The organism is Legionella drancourtii LLAP12 (assembly GCF_000162755.2).
Lineage (GTDB): Bacteria > Pseudomonadota > Gammaproteobacteria > Legionellales > Legionellaceae > Legionella > Legionella drancourtii.
Window position 1 is genome coordinate 1 of record NZ_JH413818.1, and the last position, 15,478, is coordinate 15,478.

A 15,478-nucleotide genomic window follows, 5' to 3' on the forward strand; every position below is an offset into this window, starting at 1 on the left:
GAGCAAATTTTTAAAATTAAAAGTGCTGCTCTATTCTCAAACATACGAATAATAACATCTTATTACATAATTCAAGAGATCAATTTTTTGAAGAGGTGAGCTTCATATGTTTTATGGTAACAGGTTTATTGATGCGAATAATTTACAACATTATCCAAAACGATTTTTCCCTTGCTTATACAAACCTCTTGAGTATCATACCTAATACGAGGTATGGCTTGAATCAAATCAAGATGCGATTGTATCTCCAGTACAAGACGCGGGTTTACAAACGTATATGCGTACTTTGAATATTAATTTCACCAGAGATGTTTGATTTACCTCAGAATGTAGGTATTAATTGGGTTGGGTAGAATCTTTTGTTTACCTTAATCCTGAACATATAAAATGGCTCTTGCCCTAACTAAATTAATCATTTTTTAAGGAAAAATAATGGCTAAAATTCTCTGTGTTCTTTATGATGATCCAGTCAATGGTTACCCAACCTCTTATGCTCGTGATGATCTACCAAAAATAGATCATTACCCTGATGGACAAACCGTACCAAACCCCAAACACATTGATTTTAAACCCGGGACTTTATTAGGTTCCATATCAGGAGAACTTGGATTACGTAAGTTCCTTGAAGAAAAAGGACATCAGTTTATTGTTACCGCAGATAAAGATGGCCCTAATTCTGTATTTGAAAAAGAATTAGTTGATGCGGACATTATTATTTCCCAACCTTTTTGGCCTGCCTATTTAACTCCTGAGCGCATCGCTAAAGCAAAAAAATTAAAGTTAGCGATTACTGCGGGTATCGGTTCGGATCATGTCGATTTGCAAGCAGCGATTGACAACAACATTACGGTTGCCGAGGTAACTTATTCAAACAGTATCAGCGTTGCTGAACACGTAGTGATGATGGTTTTATCTTTAGTTCGCAACTACCTGCCATCGCATCAGTGGGCGATTAATAAAGGTTGGAATATTGCTGACTGCATAGAACGTTCTTACGATCTTGAAGGCATGACCGTAGGCACTGTTGCAGGAGGACGCATCGCTTTAGCCGTAGCAAAACGCTTAAAACCCTTTGATGTTAAATTACATTATACGGATCGTCACCGCTTACCTGAAGCTATTGAAAAAGAATTGGGCTTAGTCTTTCATGAGAATGTGGAATCCTTAGTACCCGTTTGTGATGTGATCTCCATTCATTGTCCATTGACCCCTGAAACAGAAAACATGTTTGATGAGCTGTTAATTAGCAAAATGAAACGTGGCGCTTATCTTATTAATACTGCGCGCGGAAAAATCTGTAACCGTGAAGCAATTGTTAAGGCATGTGAAAATGGCCAACTTGCAGGTTATGCTGGCGATGTGTGGTTCCCACAACCGGCACCTAAAGATCATCCCTGGCGCACCATGCCTCACAATGGGATGACACCACATATATCTGGTACCTCGCTCTCAGCACAAACTCGTTATGCAGCAGGTACACGTGAAATATTGGAGTGCTGGCTTGAGGAACGTCCTATTCGTGATGTCTATCTGATTGTAGATAAAGGCAAACTTGCAGGAACGGGAGCACATTCTTATACGGCTGGTAACGTAACCGGTGGTTCTGAGGAAGCGGTTACGTTTAAAAATAAAATATAGCGTTATTTTTTGTCTATAGAAAGGCTCATATTAGTAAACCTCTAATATGGGCTCTCCTAGCAAAATCATCTGACATCACAGGGCAACAACGCAATGTTCTCGTCCATGAAACTAGTAAATATTGCCAGAAAAACCGTTCGTTTACCCCAAAGCCTACAGGGAATAAAATTTATGTCGTGTTCGCAAGAATGATGGAGTATGATTTCTTGTGCACCTGATATCTAATATCGAGAGTTTAACTCATAGAATCACACCTAAATTCAAGGATTGAATAATGAAAAAATTTTCTCTAAAAAAAACATCGTTACTACTCTGCTCAGCCTTATTGCTAATCCAAATACCAACAGTCAATGCGTGCACCAGAGCTGTTTATTTAGGCTCAGATAATCTTATCATTACCGGCCGCTCCATGGACTGGATGGAAAACATGCATTCGAGCATCTGGGTATTCCCCAAGGGTATGCAACGCGATGGCTTAGCAGGTCCTGACTCACCGAAGTGGACATCAAAATACGGCTCGGTTGTTACCTCAGTTTATGATATTGCTACCGCTGATGGCATGAATGAACGTGGCTTGGTGATGAATATGCTTTATTTAGCTGAATCGGATTATGGTAGTGCTAAAAAAGGTAATCCTCCTTTATCTGTGAGCATTTGGGGGCAGTATGCTTTAGATAATTTCGCTACGGTAAATGAAGCTGTTGATGCCATGTCGAAAAATATCTTCCAAATTATTGCACCGAACCTTCCTAATGGAACACCGAGCCAAGTCCATTTATCACTGTCCGATCCAAGCGGAGATTCAGCAATTCTTGAGTATGTTGGCGGCGAGTTGGTTATTCATCATGGGAAACAATATCAAGTCATGACTAACTCACCAATATACAGCAAGCAATTAGCCATAAACGAATACTGGCAGGAAATTAATGGTGATGTGTTTTTGCCGGGGACAAGCCGCGCTGCGGATCGATTTGCGAGAGCGTCATTTTTGATTCAATCTATTCCCACACAAATAAGCAGTAATTATATTCAAGCAGTGCCTGCGCAAGCATATACTTATCAAGCTATTGCAAGTGTATTAGGAGTTATGCGCTCAGTTTCTGTGCCTTTAGGAATTACTACGCCCAAGAAACCGAATATTGCATCGACATTATGGCGTACTCTTTCTGATCAAAAAAATATGCTCTATTATTATGACTCATCAACTTATCCCAATACTTTTTGGATTGACTTAAAAAGCTTAAATTTTGCCCCTAATGCCCCAGTTCTTAGCTTAGCGGTGGAAAATGGTGAGATTCACGCGGGTGAAGTATCAAAACTATTCAAACCGACAAAACCATTTGATTTTTTGCCAGCAAAGTAACGGGGACCACACCCAAGAATCGGGGCATATTACTTACACTAGTTGTCACTGTAGGTGAGAATGCCCCGGTACCAGAAACGGCAATTATCAAATACACAGTAACCAATCAGGCACTAATTGTGGCTCCTCTAGTGCCCCCTTTATTGCAAAATATGCAATCCAATCTAGTGGATAATATTAGTTTGCTTTTAGGCAACTACTGGAGATCTATTGACTCAATAATAGGCAATCATATTGCCTTAATATTGATCAGTTAAAATATATTAAGTATTTCTTTTGTAGGACTCAAATGTTTTTTTCACGAAAAAATGATTTTAAAAATAAAAAATCAAATAACACGAGCTCTTTATTAAAAGATATATCTCTATTTAGTAAAACAACAGGCCCCCAATATGGAGGTTCATCCTTAGGGGCTCACCTCAAAACTTCCAGCAAGAAACACTCTGTTTATTATCTAGCAAAACATAATTTTCTTGAGTATTTTGCCTGTGAGGTACTGTTGGCTCTTGGAATTAATACACCTAAAATCAGAATTATTGACCTACAACAAGGCGAGCAAAATTATTTAATGGCATCTCAAGCAATAGAGAATTATATTCCAATTCATGTACTAAGACCGGATGTTGATAATTCTTTACCTTCTGAACTGCAGATATTGCGTGATACCTATGAGTTAAACATTGAAAATCAACTAATTATAAATAAATTTGATGGCACCATTTATAAAATCAGTGGTAATTTATTTACTTTAGATTTAGCAGCGCTTTTCTTGTCGGATACTGACTTGCAACCTAAAGGAAACAATATAGGTTTAATAAAAAAAGGCAACCGTTTTTATGCAATTACCATTGATAAGGAGCTCACCAACTTTAACGGAAGCAACTATTATCAATTACATGGTCGTCTTGATGACAACATTTTAGAAGATAAACTATTTAAAACCCAAACCTCAGAGCAAGCATTATTTTTAATATATGCTATCTCTGTATGCTTAACACTTGATACAGATGGAAAATGTATTTTTGACAAAATTTTTGAAAATCCTCGAGTTAGTAATACTCGTTATTTAAATGAAATTACTGCTACTTCCTGCAAAAATATTAAAAAATCAGCGAATTCTATTATTAACCATTATAAAAACACATTAGGAGAAACTGTATTATCTCAATTTGCAGAAAGAGAAAAAGTAAGAAGCCATTTAGCAGATAATATAATTCACCAATTGGAATTAAATGGTATGCTATTTGATGCTGCCAAAGTAAAAAATGTACTTATGGAAGATTTAAGAGCACCTTACTGTACCTCCTTCTTTCATGAACCACTTATTTCCCAATCTGATGTTAATGAGAATCCCCCATTAATACAAAGACTCATTGATGATCTGACAAATGAACTGAATTCTGAATCTGGATATATTTTTGATTTTAATAAAAATCCACCGAAGGAATCCATGGAGCAAACTACCAGCTACAATTTCTATTGTTAGTAATGCTTGAAATCTAATGGTATCCGAATGAGGTTCATTTAAAGATTCAAAGGGCATAATTAAGCCCCGACGCCCACTGCAAGCCACATAAACGCACCATAATAAACGCTAATAATAAATGCTCTCAAACAGGAGGCATGTTCGCGTTTACTAATCAATTTTTGCTGGTGATATAATACTACAGCTGCAGCAAACCAAAAAATATAAAACCACTTATTGGCGTGCATGTTCAAAGCCAAATACAACCATAGCCCATGTAATAAACATTGAAGTAGACCAATAATTAAACGATCATAACTTGCAAAATAAATCGCTGTAGATTTCACCCCAATACGCAAATCATCTTCTTTATCTGTCATGGCATACATGGTGTCGTAAGCAACGATCCAGGCAAAGTTGAGCACAAATAATAAAGCACACTCCACGTTTAAAGGTATGTTGGACGCGACAAAAGCCATGGGAATACCCATTGAAAAAGCCAGTCCAAGAACAAATTGAGGTGCACTTAAAAAACGTTTGCAAAACGGATAGAGAAAGGAAATGCATAGGGCAATACACCCCAGATAAAAACAATCCCACGGTAAATTAATCAATATTAGTAAAGCACTAAAAAGTAAGACCGCTAATAAAGTAAGCGCCTCCTGCAAATTAAGCTCCCCCGAGGTTAAAGGACGAAGTTTTGTTCGCGTCACATGCTTGTCAATGTCTCGGTCAGCAATGTCATTAATAACACAGCCTGCCGCACGCATTAATACAGTACCGCTAAAAAATAATATCAATAATTTCAGTGAGGGAATGCCACGATTTGCAATCCATAAAGCCCAGGCTGTCGGGAACCAAAGTAATAGAGTACCTACCGGTTTATCAAAGCGCATTAAGCGCCAATAAGCATTCCATTTCATAGTGTTACATCTCCTAATTCAGGCAGCATGATTTCTACTACATAAAAAGATTCTTTCCGCTGAAAGGAATATTCGGCAATACGTACCCACAAAATACCATCAACCGCAATAAGGTGTTTTTTTACCCAATAAAACTCAACGCATTGATTATCTACTGCATAATTGATTGAATTGATACGCTGTACTCGGCCATCTTCAAAAATTAAATTTCTGATGGACTCATTTTTTAAACGCTCAAAAAAAACAGGATCAAGAGCATAACATTCTTGCGGAATAATACTTCGGGCGTACCAATACACAACATCCTGACTTCTCATTAAAATTTCGCGTTGAAAAAGAGTTGCATCCTGAATATCAAGGAGGCTTTGAGACCATAAATCGGTATTTATCCATTGTTGCCCAATCAGCTCTAATTGCACCTCGCCTTTGACTTTGCGTAATTTATCAGTCAATGAAGATTGATAATTAATCCACTCTAAAAACTGTTTAGAGCACGATGCTTTTAATGAAAAAATCAGCTGTGTATTAATTGGCATGGATTTAGATTTTATGAAAGAGGCTCTGCATGATCTTACAAAATTAATGTGCTAGCGACAAGCGCTTACTTAGACAAGGGGGAGATTTCACGAACGAGTAGCAAGATCAGCCGACTCTATTCTTATTCGTCCTAATCGATTTAAGACAATTACTACATTTTGACGAGTGTCTGCATTCACCAAGGTAAAATGACCATTACTAATAGCGCTAGCAGGATTATTAGAAACAATCACACGCTCAGAAGAACGCGCCCCAATCCAAGTTAAGTTCCAGCGTGGATGATGCCATTGCCATTGATAAAGTGTCTCCATTTTATTATTTTTCTTTCTCCAGGTACTTAATACCATTCCTTTTGACCAATTTAATGAAGCATCTAAAGGTGTAAGCGAAACAGGATTACCGAGAATAAGCGCTTGAATTTTAGCATAGTGCACTGCGGTTCTTAGCTCATCCACAATAACTTGCCGCTCATTTTTGCGGAGTAAAGAAGAATAGGAAACAGCTGCTAGCGAAGATAAACACGCCAATAAAACAAGGGTGATTAATAATTCCAGCAATGTAAATCCTTTTATTTTCATAGCAGTCTTAGGAGACTAATTGCTTAAGGGAATGCAGTGCTTTAAAAACCGTTCCTTTTTCAGCTGGATTTGTAATTAAGTAATCTGGATCAATACTATTAAGTACAGGACAACGCAAATTTGCATCCATTACAAACTGATGCCTCTCTAAACCTAGAACCAGAATGGCTCGTGGTGTTTGCTGCTCTATTTTAGCTTTATAATTATTTAATGAGTCGCGTTCCTGAACAGGAATAATACTTAACTCCTGTTCAGGTAAATTAAGATAAGCCATCATCTGTGACAAAAGAGCTTGTGCCTTAATACTCAACGTTGACGAAGTAAAAACAAGTAATTTCAATGCCTCTTGTTTTACAGCCTCATCTTCCTCAAGCACAGATAACGTGTTCGATCTCTTGATCCAAGGCCTAATTCCCATTTGATTCAAATAATATAGCGTCGTATTACTGTACATAAAGCAAGTCTTAATAAAAAAAACAGTATAGCGTGAAACCTAAATTCAGTCAGCAAACTTAAACAGTTAAAACAGAACTACTCTCTTCAGAATCCAAATCACTAAAATCGTCACAATATTTACCTGCAATGATTGTTTGCATCGTTTCCTCACCCTTAACCAATGATTTTAGCAGATGCGATGTCAATGAGGGTTGAATGCCATTCAAAAGATGCAATGTACGTATACTTTGTGCAAGGGATAAACTCCATATTCCATAATGCTCTTCTTTATAAAGATCCGGGTGATTTTCAAGCACCGCTAGCACTGCTTTAAACTCATCGTAAATCTTCTGACAAGGATTGTCCCTAAGCTCTTTTATTAAATTAATCACAATATGTAAAACAACATTCATTGAATTCCTAATTTTTGCAAAATGCTCTAGACAGACAAAAGGTGAATGCAATGTAAATGAATGTCGTGCATAATCAAAAATCTTTTTATCCGTACTGTCTTTCAATAATTCAGGTGCTAATTTTAAAAGAACTGGATATATCGCTAATAAAATTTTATGCTTTTCAGTTGCACTCTGAGAAAGAGGTTCCTTAGGTACTGTATTACCAAAAAAAGTAATGGAATTGTCATCAAGCAAAAAATTACTTTTTAAAGTATCTTTGGATTTAAAATGAAGCACTTTTAGCTCTTCAACTTGGGTGAGCAAGTCCGCCTTACCTGGTAGATTAGATGTAGCGATCAAATTACCTACCACTTCAAACCAATGATGATTTCCTCGATAACAACAATAAGATAACAAATCAGCAATAGAACTGAATTTAGTATACATAAATTCATCATTTTGATAATTACCCTTTTCATCTTTTATATAGCGAGCGTTCAGATAACTCATTGTTGCTTCATACCCTGCCTGGATCATTTGTAATCGGCTTTTCTCATCTACTGAAAAAGAACTGCTGGAGATATTATTTACATTAATCACAATAGATTGTGATGAATATTTACGTAATTTCAGGCGATCTTGTTCCCAGCCACTTGCCGGATCATTTACACCAGTAAGTAACCGATAAATCCAATTAATGAAAAAATTTTCCTTATAAACCTTCTTCATCATCTTATCAATCGCAGTTCGCTCTGTTCCATTATCAAACTGTACTGCTAACACTTTTAAATTATTGCCATATTCTGATTCCAATAAGGTAGAAAAATCATCAAAAAAAGCTTCTGTGGGGAAATTAGTCAATATTCCACCATCATTGTGTTCTTCGCCATCGATTGAGGTTGAGCGATAAACAATGGGGAAACTTGCCGAAATTTTAACTGCTTCGCTAACCTCAAAAGTGGGTGAACGATGTAATGAAAAATAGCGCGTCTTTTGCAGGCGCTTATTCGTTGCTGTAACCACTAATTCAGTGCCTAAACCACATTCTGGACACTGTTTTCTTATTGTTTCAAGCGTCGCAAAAGTAATTTTTCCTTCAGGATAAGGGATTTTATATTTCGTCGTAATGAGCTCAAGTTTATAGGCAATCGCATAATCAAGAGCCGTTTTTAATGAGTGCGTATCCGAAATCCCATTAATATTAATATCAAAGTGAATCAAATGTTCTTGTCGAAAATTCTTAAAAAACTCTGCAATTTCATCTGCGACATACCCCAAATAACAGAGTAAAGCCATGATTGCACCGGCAGAACTTCCGGCAAATTTAGATGGATGAATGTTTGCTGCATTTAGGGCTTTCCAAAATCCTACATGACCAAAAATTTTTGCACCACCGCCACAATAGACGATATTTTCAATTTCCGGCCTCCTTTCTTTAACTAATATCTCAAAGGTCTTAGAATATTGTTCAATGTGAATGGTGTCGCTTTGATACAAGGAGATCAGGTGGTTATCAACCACGGGCTTGCTTTTACTTTTATGCCCTTCCCTAAGCCAGGGAAATAATAAAGTCCACATGCGAATATACCAGGGCTGCAATGCTAAAAATCGCTGCATATTCCGATAATCGTACATTTGCCCCAAACGTTCTTGCATGTTAAATACATGAATAGATTGCGGGTGTGGCTTTTTACATATTGCATCAAAGGGTTGTTTCTGTATATCGCATTCAATAAGTTGCTCGACGAGCCGCTCCGTAATGAAAACCCTTTTCGTATTACCCAAAGGTTCTTTTTGCGAATCATTGGGTTCATGATACTTAGTACCTGTTGCTGGCGCTAAAAACTGATCAAAACCAATAAGAATGCCATGTTCCCCATGAAACATTTCAATTCCAGTCAATTGATAATGAAGAGATAGAGTTAAATCCATTATTTTCCAATAATCTGAATGTTTTTTCTTTAACCAATTTTTGAGCATGCCCCACCACGATAAAAAAGACTCCGCAGTGAATCCACGATACTCGTTAACCGAAATACCACGAAAATGCGCCCTGCTTTTATCCTGTTGATGTGCATCTAATAGCCAGTGAGTAAATACTTTTCTTTTTTCTTCACATAAGCGAGTAAAATCAAACAGGATACCTTCGTTATCAAATAAATAATTAGCTAATGAAATCTTATTATCCGGGGGTAAGCCGTTAATTTGTAAACGACCTAATTGAGCAGTGACAATAATTTTTTTTTAATAAGTTCAAATTATTGGGGTACTTGGTATCAGATTCTAGTAATTGACTTATTACGTGTTGTGGCGTCATCACTTAGCTCCTTTAAGCGTGTCTATTATATGACTTTGAAATAACTCCTTTTAATTTATTCCTTGATAAGCTCCTTAAATGCTTCTATACCCTACCCTGGAACGTAGGAATAAGCGATAAATAACCTAGTCTCTATAATATAATTAACACGAATTTGCGAGGAGTTAAATAGACGTGGCCATTAAGTTAACGCTGTTTATGCTCAGGATTGACTCCACATATAGTACAGGCCTATAATTGTAATTATTTTAATCTTTTGAGACAGAAAATGGCCATCATTTTTTTTACAGCACGTCATTTTGATGGTAGTGGGGATATTGTTCACACAGTAAAAATTGCCGATTTCTTACAAAAACAACTTAGAAAAAATGGATATACTGACAATATTATTATTGTTGTGCCTGATCTTATGGAGGGTTCCAAAGGAGTTAATCATAAAGAAATTACTGATAGATTTGTTGCAGCTTTTAATCCTTTAATTAAAGTTCAAACAATGTCAATGTTTAAGAAGTCCGATCTAAAAGTTGACTGCTATATTGAGGCAGCCCTACTTAACCGCTCTTCTTTTAATAAAGAAGACGAACAAATGATAGACATCTTACGGAATGCTACTGATGTCCCCTATATTTTTATGCCAGAATATGGCAATGATCTTACTCCTCAGGGAAAAATTAAAATTCCTTCGGGATTTAATAAAAAAAATAGAGGAGAGGTGGGGGTATTCCCGAACCAAAAATTATTGGATGCAACTCAAGATACAATAATTTCTCAAAAAGTGATAAAAGAAGCATTTGATGAGCTTGACCATAAAATTAAACGATATTTAGCACCCCAAACTGGCTCCAGCGATGAATACTTACAGTATCGCGAAACTCATGGTCTTAGTTACCAGTACAGCCATGAACACATTAAAGATTATGTAAGTTACATAAAGGTGAATGGTCAAGATGTCCTCGATTTAACAAAGAGAGCTCCAATCGATTTTTTTCTCTCAGAGCATATTGTTTTTTCCGAAACATCGGGACTGTCTCAAGATATAATTTGTCTTGGAGATGATATAGAATGCAAAAAAAATGCCTTACGACGTGCAATACCTGAGTTAACTAAGAGTGGGTATACAGATATTGTGTTTCTCAATATGGACAATGGTGAAGAAGAAGCGCTTTATTCAAACGTTTCTAGTCAAAAATCCAAATGTTATCGTGTACTTTATTCGGCATCACTTCCTTTCACCACAATGCAATCTTTACCCCTACTGTCTGATGACTTAGTAGGAACAACGGGGGATAATTCTTTTGTTGAAGCAATGTCAGCTGGTAAATTAATCAGCTATGAATGTGCATCTCATAAAAAAGAATTTGCTTTCGGCTACTTAGGTAGAGTAAAGGAAATGGCTACAAACCCGAGTGTCTATTTACTTGCCGAACAATTAATGAAAATTCCCAGTGGAATAAGACTCGTTCCCCATAATCAAGAATTACTTAAGCAATTATTACAAGATAAAGCCATTACCGCTGAGTTGAAGAACATAAACCGCACACTAATTGCGACTAGTAACTATTTACAACATATTGAAGTGGCCGTTGCAAAGAATATCGCTGGTTTTGTATCACCAGCTTTATTCCAAATTGAATTTGAACAGTTATTAGATAAGCTTAAAATAAAAACAGATCAACTTATAGAGAAAGGTACTAAAGGCAGAGCCTGCTATAATCCTAAATACAGAGGAGTGAGCAAAGCTGCGAATGAATTATATAATGCTTTGCAAAAATCATCCTATGTTTTTTTTACTAAAAACTCAGCAGAACCATCAGCTTTTAAGCAATTCGACGATGCGGTTAAAGACGCTATTACAAAATCTAAAAAAGAAATGCAGATCCATCGCGGTATCTGGGGCAAACTCAGCCCTGAGATTAAAGCTGTACTTGGTATTCTTGCTGCGATAGCCGTTATACCTGCAGTAATTGTTGCAATAAAATCACCGCATAGTTATTACAATACTTTTTTTGGGAAACGCATAACTGATTCTGCTAAGGAACTTGGATCATTTGAGAAAGGAGCTGATGATTTATTTAAAAAGAACAAACCGGGTGGCTTATGACTCTAAAAATAGAAGAATGATTCTCAATGCCGGTATGGTAACCCAATCTCAGAGAATGCTTTTTAAAATTTGAGTAACAACCATTTCTGGATTAGCCGATTGGGTAATTGGGCGCCCTACAACCAAATAATCGCTCCCTTCAATAATAGCCTCTTTGGGAGTCATAACGCGCGTTTGATCATTTAAAGCATCACTTGCTAAGCGAATTCCTGGAGTAACAGCAATGAATTGGCTAGCGCATTCCAGTTTAATTGCTTTAACTTCTTGCGCCGAACACACCACGCCATCTAAACCAGAATCTTTTGCTAAAAGAGCTAATTTTTTCACCTGTTCAATTACAGGAACATTGATACCAATTGATGTGAGTTCTGTTTGGCTAAAGCTAGTTAATACCGTCACTGCAATGAGTATAGGCCGGTTTACACCATAAGGTTCTATAGCTTGCTTTGCGGAATGCATCATCTTCATTCCGCCGGAAGCATGGACATTCATCATCCATACCCCTAAATCAGCACCAGCTTTGCATGCATTAGCCACCGTATTAGGGATATCATGAAATTTTAAATCCAAAAAAACCTTAAATTGCCGGGCAATTAATTGTTTTACAAATTGAGTTCCAAAAAGTGTAAAGAGCTCACTGCCTACTTTTAATGCACACAGTTGGGGATCAAGTTTTTCAACCAGATTTAAAGCATCCTGCTCACGATCAAAATCCAGTGCAACAATTAATTGAGATGACATTAAGCCAGCGCCTCTTCTTTTTGTAACATCAATGCATTTTTAACTGCTTCAACAACCTTTACTTGCTCTGCTTCTTGTAAATAAGGATGCATAGGTAAGCTAATTACACGTTGACTGGCTTTTTCTGCGTACGGAAAATCACCTACTGAATAACCTAAATAAGCCATCGCCGCTTGTAGATGCAAAGGAGCTGGATAATGAACTGCTGTAGGAATTCCAGATTCTTGCATGGATTGCTGGAACTCATCACGATTATCAACTTCAATAGTATATTGTGCATACACACTCGTGTTATGACTGTGAATAAAGGGGGTCTTTACTAACGAAGAAAGCATCTGATCATAACGCTTAGCAACTTTTTGACGCATGGTGATTTCATCTGGGAATAACTTCATTTTTTCAAGTAAAACAGCAGCTTGAATTGTATCCATACGGCCATTAATACCAATACGGCTATGGCAATACCGTGCATTTTGACCATGGATTCGTACTTCAAGCAGTTTTTTTGCCAACGCATCATCATTGGTAAAACAAGCTCCAGAATCACCATATCCTCCTAAAGGCTTAGAAGGGAAAAAACTAGTGCAACCAATTGTTGATAAAGCACAAGAGCGTTTACCATGGTATGTTGCACCAAAACTTTGCGCAGCATCTTCAATCACAGCAATGCCATATTTATCAGCAATTGCATTAATGGCATCATGCTCCGCACACTGCCCATACAAACCTACAGGCATGATTGCTTTCGTTTTACTAGTAATCGCAGCTTCTAGCTGTTTTGGATCCAAATTATAAGTTAACGGATCGATATCAACAAAAACCGGTTTAGCATGACAAAGACTAATTACTTCTGAGGTAGCAAAGAAGCTGAAAGGACTAGTAATAACCTCGTCACCCGGTTGAATTTCTAATGCCATTAATGCCATCAGTAAAGCATCAGTTCCACTTGAATTAACAATGGCATACTTTACGCCAACAAAATCAGCTAACTGCTTTTCCAACTGTGCAATTTCAGGGCCCATAATGTACTGACCATGATTCAATACATTTCTAATGCTGCTTAAAATATCATGCTCAATTAAAGAATACTGTGTTTTTAAATCGATAAATTGCATCATAGTCTCTTCAAAATAGTCTATAAACGTTAATTGTACCGCTTTGCTAGGTGTATGCCTTTACGTTACCAAAGCGCTACTATTAATACCCTTCTAAGCCATGAACTGGCTTCATTTTGCCCCAGTTTTTACAACCAGGACAATGCCAGTGCAGATGTTTGCCACCAAAACCGCAATGACCACATCGATACACCGGCTTATTGTCTAAAAATTTACTCGTTATATCATAAAGCATTTGTAATTTGTCACGTACTTTTCCATGAGCAGATTCAAGGTGCCAATAAATTAATTGGTTTAAACCTCGTATTGATGGATGTTTGCTCAGGTTACCCGCTACAAAATCAATTGCGGCATCCATATTCTTGTGTTGCCTTAGATAATCTGCAATCACAAAGATTACTGAAGCTCTTGGATTATTCTCCAAGGTCTGTTCCAAGTAATTAACACAATCACTCATTGAATCTAATTCTTTATGGCAAATGACCAAAGGTTCAATAATTTCTGTTAAAAAATCCGCGTCTTGTTGCGGAACACGTTTTAAAGAGCGAATGGCTTGCTTATAACGCCCTTCTTTCATTTCAATACTAGCATGCATTAAACTTGCACGTACTGATTCGGCATCGACATTAATGGCTTGCTTAATGCAATAAGCCGCTTTGTCGACATTATTGGCTTTAAGTGCCTGAGTTGCCATTTCACAATAATAATGAGCGGCTTGGGTATGGAAACTGGTACCCGTAGTAATTTCCAGTTTTTTGATGACATCCAAAGCTTTTTCCCAAGCTTTCTCTTGCTGGTAAATTGCCAATAAACCATGCAAACTGCTGGTTTCTTTGGAACCACCTAATTCAACAACTTCTAAAAAAATTCGTTCGGCACGATCAAATACACCCGCACTCATGTAATCTTGTCCTAGAGCCATTAATGACTCTTTTCTCTGCAAAATACTGAGCTGTGGTCGTGCGATTAAATTTTGATGAATGCGAATTGCTCTATCAACCTCTCCGCGCCGTCTAAATAAGCTCCCTAACGCAAGGTGAGTTTCAACTGTATCGCTGTCAACTTCCAATAACTTGATAAAGATATCAACTGCTTTATCTGATTGTTCGTTTAATAAATAATTCAATCCAACGACATACTCACGAGATAAACGATTATAAAGGTTGGGATCTGACTTGGACTTATTGCGGTTTGCCACCCACCAGCCTGACCATGCGGCTGCAGGCAGTAATAATGGCCACAAATCAATCATTTAATACTCCCCTCCTGCATATTTTTTAAGTTCCATCATAGTAAGATTAATGCTGATCTTGTAAAGGAATTGAACGTAAATTTTTAATTTCTTTTTCGGTCAATTTTAATTGATTTTTTATTCTATTGCATTCAGCCTTTAAACGCCAATAACGGCCAATAAAGAGAATAAAGCCAATAAGAATACCAATGCCGAGCATAATGGTAATAAGAACAGAAATAGGCATGGAAACGGTTTTAAAATAAAAATTAACATCTACAGAGGCAGCATTCAACGCTGCGAAACTAACGCCAATAATAATAAGTAGTATATAAATAACCAGCATTACTATGCGCATATTTATTCCTTTTATGTAGGTTGAGCGATAAAACCCATGGCAATCACGCTAAGGAAAAATCCTATGCCTACCTCCGCACTTGCCCACGGGATCAAAGGATCTTGTGCGCAGACGAAGATCGCTGTGGATTCCGCGGATAAACTGCGAAACGTAGGCATAGTTCTTAACCTAACTGCTATGGACTATTATAAAGCCCAACAATCAATTTCTTCAATAAGTTAAGTATAACTTATTGATACCGCTGTTGGATATCAGGATCCACCTACGTACTGGACTCACAG

General features: G+C 37.2%; 13 protein-coding genes. 4 read left to right on the forward strand and 9 right to left on the reverse strand.

The window, feature by feature from the left end; translation table 11 throughout:
• The first annotated feature begins 432 nt into the window (after positions 1-432).
• From LDG_RS07990 to LDG_RS08000, 3 genes are all read left to right on the forward strand, one after another.
• Positions 433-1,638, forward strand: coding sequence for an NAD-dependent formate dehydrogenase (locus LDG_RS07990; protein ID WP_006870752.1), 1,206 nt, complete (start codon positions 433-435; stop codon positions 1,636-1,638).
• A gap of 274 nt (positions 1,639-1,912) precedes the next feature.
• Positions 1,913-3,001: a linear amide C-N hydrolase gene (locus LDG_RS07995; RefSeq protein ID WP_006870753.1), complete on the forward strand. Its 1,089-nt coding sequence runs from the start codon at positions 1,913-1,915 to the stop codon at positions 2,999-3,001.
• A 289-nt stretch (positions 3,002-3,290) separates the two neighbouring features.
• Positions 3,291-4,487 carry a hypothetical protein gene (locus LDG_RS08000; protein WP_006870755.1) on the forward strand — a complete coding sequence of 399 codons (1,197 nt, stop codon included), beginning with the start codon at positions 3,291-3,293 and terminating at the stop codon, positions 4,485-4,487.
• Positions 4,488-4,546: 59 nt separating this feature from the next.
• On the opposite strand, the gene ubiA is transcribed toward LDG_RS08000, so the two are convergent.
• The 5 genes from ubiA to vpdC form a co-directional block, all read right to left on the reverse strand.
• Positions 4,547-5,389 carry a 4-hydroxybenzoate octaprenyltransferase gene (gene ubiA / locus LDG_RS08005; protein WP_006870756.1) on the reverse strand — a complete coding sequence of 281 codons (843 nt, stop codon included), beginning with the start codon at positions 5,387-5,389 and terminating at the stop codon, positions 4,547-4,549.
• Positions 5,386-5,925: a chorismate--pyruvate lyase family protein gene (locus LDG_RS08010; protein ID WP_006870757.1), complete on the reverse strand. Its 540-nt coding sequence runs from the start codon at positions 5,923-5,925 to the stop codon at positions 5,386-5,388. The genes ubiA and LDG_RS08010 overlap by 4 nt, the downstream gene beginning before the upstream one ends.
• 87 nt (positions 5,926-6,012) lie before the next feature.
• Entirely contained in the window at positions 6,013-6,504 is a 492-nt protein-coding gene (locus LDG_RS08015) for a GspH/FimT family pseudopilin (RefSeq protein WP_040534949.1), read from the reverse strand.
• A 7-nt stretch (positions 6,505-6,511) separates the two neighbouring features.
• Complete coding sequence (locus LDG_RS08020; protein WP_083821403.1) at positions 6,512-6,958, reverse strand: DNA polymerase III subunit psi; 447 nt, start codon at positions 6,956-6,958, stop codon at positions 6,512-6,514.
• A 58-nt stretch (positions 6,959-7,016) separates the two neighbouring features.
• On the reverse strand, positions 7,017-9,572 hold the full coding sequence (vpdC, locus tag LDG_RS08025) for a Dot/Icm T4SS effector VpdC (RefSeq protein ID WP_324602960.1): 2,556 nt from the start codon (positions 9,570-9,572) through the stop codon (positions 7,017-7,019).
• Between the two features lie 347 nt (positions 9,573-9,919).
• Between vpdC and LDG_RS08030 the strand changes: the two genes are divergently transcribed.
• A complete protein-coding gene (locus LDG_RS08030; RefSeq protein ID WP_006870761.1) occupies positions 9,920-11,752 on the forward strand; it encodes a hypothetical protein in 1,833 nt (610 codons plus the stop codon).
• A gap of 48 nt (positions 11,753-11,800) precedes the next feature.
• On the opposite strand, the gene pyrF is transcribed toward LDG_RS08030, so the two are convergent.
• The 4 genes from pyrF to LDG_RS08050 form a co-directional block, all read right to left on the reverse strand.
• Positions 11,801-12,493: an orotidine-5'-phosphate decarboxylase gene (gene pyrF, locus LDG_RS08035; RefSeq protein ID WP_006870762.1), complete on the reverse strand. Its 693-nt coding sequence runs from the start codon at positions 12,491-12,493 to the stop codon at positions 11,801-11,803.
• Entirely contained in the window at positions 12,493-13,608 is a 1,116-nt protein-coding gene (locus LDG_RS08040; protein ID WP_006870763.1) for a DegT/DnrJ/EryC1/StrS family aminotransferase, read from the reverse strand. The genes pyrF and LDG_RS08040 overlap by 1 nt, the downstream gene beginning before the upstream one ends.
• Positions 13,609-13,690: 82 nt before the next feature.
• The gene (gene lapB, locus LDG_RS08045) at positions 13,691-14,860 is read right to left on the reverse strand and encodes a lipopolysaccharide assembly protein LapB (RefSeq protein WP_006870764.1); all 1,170 of its coding nucleotides are present in this window, start codon (positions 14,858-14,860) and stop codon (positions 13,691-13,693) included.
• A 46-nt stretch (positions 14,861-14,906) separates the two neighbouring features.
• Positions 14,907-15,197 (reverse strand): lipopolysaccharide assembly protein LapA domain-containing protein, encoded by a 291-nt coding sequence (locus LDG_RS08050; protein WP_006870765.1) that lies wholly within the window; start codon positions 15,195-15,197, stop codon positions 14,907-14,909.
• Between the last annotated feature and the right edge of the window lie 281 nt (positions 15,198-15,478).

Bases quoted from the DNA above. Each gene is read 5' to 3' on its own strand.
- LDG_RS08050 (WP_006870765.1), bottom strand. From the start codon at position 15,197: ATGCGCATAGTAATGCTGGTTATTTATATACTACTTATTATTATTGGC.
- LDG_RS08020 (WP_083821403.1), bottom strand. From the start codon at position 6,958: ATGTACAGTAATACGACGCTATATTATTTGAATCAAATGGGAATTAGG.
- LDG_RS08040 (WP_006870763.1), bottom strand. From the start codon at position 13,608: ATGCAATTTATCGATTTAAAAACACAGTATTCTTTAATTGAGCATGAT.
- LDG_RS08015 (WP_040534949.1), bottom strand. From the start codon at position 6,504: ATGAAAATAAAAGGATTTACATTGCTGGAATTATTAATCACCCTTGTT.
- LDG_RS08000 (WP_006870755.1), top strand. From the start codon at position 3,291: ATGTTTTTTTCACGAAAAAATGATTTTAAAAATAAAAAATCAAATAAC.
- LDG_RS08030 (WP_006870761.1), top strand. From the start codon at position 9,920: ATGGCCATCATTTTTTTTACAGCACGTCATTTTGATGGTAGTGGGGAT.
- LDG_RS08010 (WP_006870757.1), bottom strand. From the start codon at position 5,925: ATGCCAATTAATACACAGCTGATTTTTTCATTAAAAGCATCGTGCTCT.
- pyrF (WP_006870762.1), bottom strand. From the start codon at position 12,493: ATGTCATCTCAATTAATTGTTGCACTGGATTTTGATCGTGAGCAGGAT.
- lapB (WP_006870764.1), bottom strand. From the start codon at position 14,860: ATGATTGATTTGTGGCCATTATTACTGCCTGCAGCCGCATGGTCAGGC.
- ubiA (WP_006870756.1), bottom strand. From the start codon at position 5,389: ATGAAATGGAATGCTTATTGGCGCTTAATGCGCTTTGATAAACCGGTA.
- LDG_RS07990 (WP_006870752.1), top strand. From the start codon at position 433: ATGGCTAAAATTCTCTGTGTTCTTTATGATGATCCAGTCAATGGTTAC.
- LDG_RS07995 (WP_006870753.1), top strand. From the start codon at position 1,913: ATGAAAAAATTTTCTCTAAAAAAAACATCGTTACTACTCTGCTCAGCC.